Origin of the sequence: Tessaracoccus bendigoensis DSM 12906 (genome assembly GCF_900141915.1) — a bacterium.
Taxonomy (GTDB): domain Bacteria; phylum Actinomycetota; class Actinomycetes; order Propionibacteriales; family Propionibacteriaceae; genus Arachnia; species Arachnia bendigoensis.
On record NZ_FQZG01000130.1, the window covers coordinates 1 to 4,068 of the forward strand.

Genomic DNA, 4,068 nt, shown 5'->3' on the forward strand with positions numbered 1-4,068 from the left:
CAAAATCACGGACCAGTTCCGCCCGCTCCTCTGGCGACAATTCACGAGGAAGGGCCAGCATCACCTTGTCGCAAACCCTGCCGTTCTTTCGGTCTGAGGCTTCTGCTTGGTCAAGCCAGGCGTGGGCCTCATGCCGATGAGACGGCATGTGTTGGGACAGCACAATCCGGGCCGCGCTGTCACGGGTGATGTAATCGACATGTGCCCCGGCGGTGCCGGGGGCATGGGTCGATTTTCCGATGCTGCGGTGGTTCAGACTGTAGATGGCCAAGGCTTCTTCTTCCTGCCGTAAAAACGGGGTTCGGGGTGCCCCCGACGCACGGGTTTCGCAGAAACCCATAAGTGCGCCCTAGTCCATCCTACCGGACAGACCACCCTCCCGCAAGGTCGGGCTTCGCTGCGCTCCGGGGGTGGTTTTTACGGCAGGAAGAAAGCGGGACTAGCGGCCACGGTTCTTATTTTACTTGTTATTCTTGTTGTTTATGCCCGGTACACTTCTTTCCGGTTGCCTATGCGAACCACGAGGATACGCAGGGCGTTATCTTCGATGCTGGCGATGATTCTGAAGTCGCCGACGCGGTACTTCCAGAATGCACCCAGCTTTGAGCCTTTGAGGGCTTCGCCAATGCTGCGTGGATCGTCGAGTTGAGCGACCCGGCTATGCAGGAAGGTAAGGATGCGCCGCGCCATCTGTACGTCGATTTTGTCCAGTTCGCGCTCGGCGGCTCTGTCGAATTCAATCTTCCAGGCCATAACGCTTCATCACGTCTTCGAGTGATACCGCTTGGCTCTTGCCTGCTCGAAGGTCGGTTAGGCGCTGCTCAGCTAGGTACAAGTCTTCGAGATTGTCTAAGTGTTCGAGGATGGCTTCACGGGCATAGAACGTTTTTGTTCTGCCCGTAGCCTGAGCCAGTGCTTCAAGTCTGGTCTCCACTTCGGCAGGCAGTCGGATGGCGAGCATTTTTCACCTATATTGCTACATCGCTATACATGTATAGCATAGTTTATCCACAGACTGAAGTTATCAACCGTCTAAAATTCAATTTCTTAACTTCAATTTCTATGGTTCTTAAGCTACTGTTTTTAAACAAAAAATGACCATGTTGCTACTAAATGGGCGGATGCTACTGCTACTTGATATGATGTTTCTGTAGTTATGCTACGCTCCGGGGATGGCGCTATAAAAAAACAGGGGGGCTATGGTCCCCCTGTTTTTTTATTATTTTAGGCGTATTGAATGAGCTTCCAAGTAACCCCTTTATTGTTATAGGGCGGTACTTTGTTCCCTTTTGCGAGGGGGATTGTTGTACTGGGGGTAGACTCTGCTTTCCAGATGCCGCTTTCTGGGCAGTTTTCTCCCGTATAACAGGTGGTTCCAAGTGGCTTGCGAGCAGTGCTCATGTTTTTAACTTTCTAAAAGTCTCTCCGCTGTGATTAACTTTAGCGTCCAAACTAGAGTTGCAGCTTATGAGAGCATGGTTATAGCAAAAGCCCCGGCACGCGTTGTCGGGGCTTTTGTATCTTGCAGATGAGAGATACGCTGGTCAACACTGCATCTAGTGCGTTCTTTGTGGAACAAAACCGGAATAGATTATACATGCATTAATACGTGTACGTTTTAATTTATTGGGCGTTCTTTTAATTTTGTGCGGCTTATATCCTGATCAAAACTTGACCTACATATTTGATTTAATTTTATAAATTGTGGCTATTTTCGGAATTTCTGTCTCTGCCCATTTTACTGGGCACACACTGCTTCTCTACTCATTTTACTAGGCGCGCAGCCCTTTCATAAATTTTACCTTAGCGCACATAATTGTCACCTAATGTTCTTGCCGAAATAAGATCTGAATGACGATGGGCGCGCAATATAATGCCTTGTATACGTTTATAATTACATTCTTTTCAATTTTTCGCTGTTGTCCTTTCGTGTTCACTGGGCGCAATCCTCCATCCTATCTTCTGGACGGATTTTTGCTAACCTATTGATAGATAAATCATTTATTATTTTATCCACAGCAAGAGCGTTTCTTGAAAAGAAGATGGCAGGCGCCTCATGACCAACGGGTTACCCACCCCCGCCCTCCTAGCGCTGTGGAGGCGCGTCGGTTGGGCATGGATAACCCGTTCACGGCCCCTTTCAGGGGGGTCAAATGAGATCATAGAAAGGAAAAAACCAAAATTGTTTATAATCAATAATTTATGAAGAATGAAGTGTCGTCCCATTGCCGGGGGTGCGGAATCAGCTGATTCCGCACCCCCTACAAAAACTGGAAACGTATTTCCAAAATATGTAGCTCTTGATTGCCGCACCCTCGGCAATGTGGTACCACTTTTTGGAAACCAGTTTCCAAAAAGTGGTACCACAGATGAGCGACATGAAATTAGGGACGCCAGTTGGCGCCGGACCCAAAAAGTGGGTTCAAACGGAACGTGCCGCACATGAGGCATGGGGACGACTGGCTATGCGATCGCCCATCGCTTCCGCCGTACTGCATCGGCTGGTTGCGATCATGGGGCATCAAAATGCTGTCGTGATTCCACAGAAAACGCTGGCAAAGCTAGTGGGATGCAATGAACGCAGCATTCGTAACGCAATGAACATCCTAGAAAGTGAGCGATGGATTCAGGTAATTCAGATCGGTCCACGCGGCACAGTAAACGCCTATGTGGTCAACGATCAGGTGGCGTGGGGCGAAAAGCGCGAGCATTTACCGCGCTTGTCTGTGTTTTCAGCCGCAATTGTGGCAGACGAAGAAGATCAGTCCGAGTATACGCTACTGCCGGGTACTCTACGCCGCATCCCGGCCCTCTATCCCGGTGAAGCGCAACTACCGACCGGCGAAGGGGAAGATCCCCCATCGCAACCCGCGCTGCCCGGTATGGAGCCAGACCTCCCCGCCCGGCAAATGGATATCGAAGATTATACGGGCTAAAGGCCTATGCCTCCGTCACCTCGGCTAACCCCCTTCCCTTTTTGGGGAGCTTTCGCTGAGGTGATGGACTTTTCAGGGCCAGATTTGACCTGATGACCTTGGCCTTTTTCCAAGGCTTGCGCCTTTTCCACGGCGGCCTTCTGTGCCCGCTTTTGGGCCTCTAGAGCGGCCTTGCGCTCCTCGAACGCCTCGCACCCGGCGGCATCGGCAAAAAGCTCTTCCTTGGCCTTCTGAGCAGCACTCACGCGGCTTTCGACATCAGCCAGTGGCCCAAAGCTCAGGCCGACCTTGTGCAGCCGGGACCGCCACGGGTGCGCCTGCTCGATCTGGCTTTTTTGCCCCTCAGCTCCCTTTGCAGCCTTGGCCGTCGCTTCGGCCAGACGGAGGCGGGCTTCATATCGGTTTGCCAAGGCTGTTTTTTCGGCCGCCTGTTCGCGTCTACGCGCTTCGGCCTCCTTGGCTACCTTTTCCTGCCTCGCCTGCTCAGCGGCCCTTCTATCGTCTCCTATGGCCTTCCACCGTTTTTCCGCTACGGCGTTAACCTCGCTGTGGTAGTGCGGCAACGGTTTCCGCGCCTCCACAAACTCCTTCGCCACCTGCAAACCAATTTCAGCCCGCTCAACCAGCGAGGCAAAGCCCTCCTTACGGGCTGATTCCACGGCTTCTTCCCAAGAAGACAGGTCCCATTTTCGGGCCTCGTCCTTGGCTTTTTGCTCGTTGAGATTGATGATTTTGGCGTTGTGCTGGCCTCGGGTCTTCATCCCGCGAACGGAGTAATCAATCTCGGGATACCGGATGACTCGCCCTTGGTGATCCTTCCGTATTTTCGAGACAGGTGTTTTTCCTTGCTCGGCCATGGCGTTAGCACGCGGCCCAACATGGATTTGCGCCTTCCGGTCGATCCCTTGGGCTGCAAGGGTCCGCCGGTCGATCCGGGCGGTATGGCCGGCACGCTGCAAATGAGCGTTTGCGATGGCCTCCCAAAGCTCGCGCAGACGCTCTGTGCTGCCCTTTTCCGACAAACCGGCCACGCGCTTTCCTGTCTCTGGGTCTTTGTCACGGATCACCAGATGGGCATGTGGGTTCTGAGCATCCGCGCCCTTGTCGTGGATCGCAGCAAGCCACGGTGCTT

Annotated in this window: 5 protein-coding genes; 1 reads left to right on the forward strand and 4 read right to left on the reverse strand. The window is 52.7% G+C overall.

Translation table 11 applies throughout. From position 1 onward, the window contains the following. From BUC15_RS18530 to relB, 3 genes are all read right to left on the reverse strand, one after another. A partial coding sequence (locus tag BUC15_RS18530) for a MobA/MobL family protein (RefSeq protein ID WP_175558408.1) occupies positions 1-271 on the reverse strand: 271 nt, incomplete at its 3' end. 209 nt (positions 272-480) lie between these two features. Then, positions 481-753: a type II toxin-antitoxin system RelE family toxin gene (locus tag BUC15_RS18535; RefSeq protein WP_073191524.1), complete on the reverse strand. Its 273-nt coding sequence runs from the start codon at positions 751-753 to the stop codon at positions 481-483. After that, positions 737-961 (reverse strand): type II toxin-antitoxin system RelB family antitoxin, encoded by a 225-nt coding sequence (gene relB, locus BUC15_RS18540; RefSeq protein WP_073191527.1) that lies wholly within the window; start codon positions 959-961, stop codon positions 737-739. Before relB ends, BUC15_RS18535 begins: the two co-directional genes overlap by 17 nt. Positions 962-2,369: 1,408 nt before the next feature. On the opposite strand from relB, the gene BUC15_RS18545 reads away from it, so the two are divergent. Further along, positions 2,370-2,936 carry a helix-turn-helix domain-containing protein gene (locus BUC15_RS18545; RefSeq protein WP_073191530.1) on the forward strand — a complete coding sequence of 189 codons (567 nt, stop codon included), beginning with the start codon at positions 2,370-2,372 and terminating at the stop codon, positions 2,934-2,936. Here the strand turns inward: BUC15_RS18545 and BUC15_RS18550 are convergent. Then, on the reverse strand, positions 2,933-4,068 hold a 1,136-nt coding region (locus tag BUC15_RS18550; protein WP_217652304.1), incomplete at its 5' end, for a MobA/MobL family protein. The two genes, BUC15_RS18545 and BUC15_RS18550, sit on opposite strands and share 4 nt — an antisense overlap.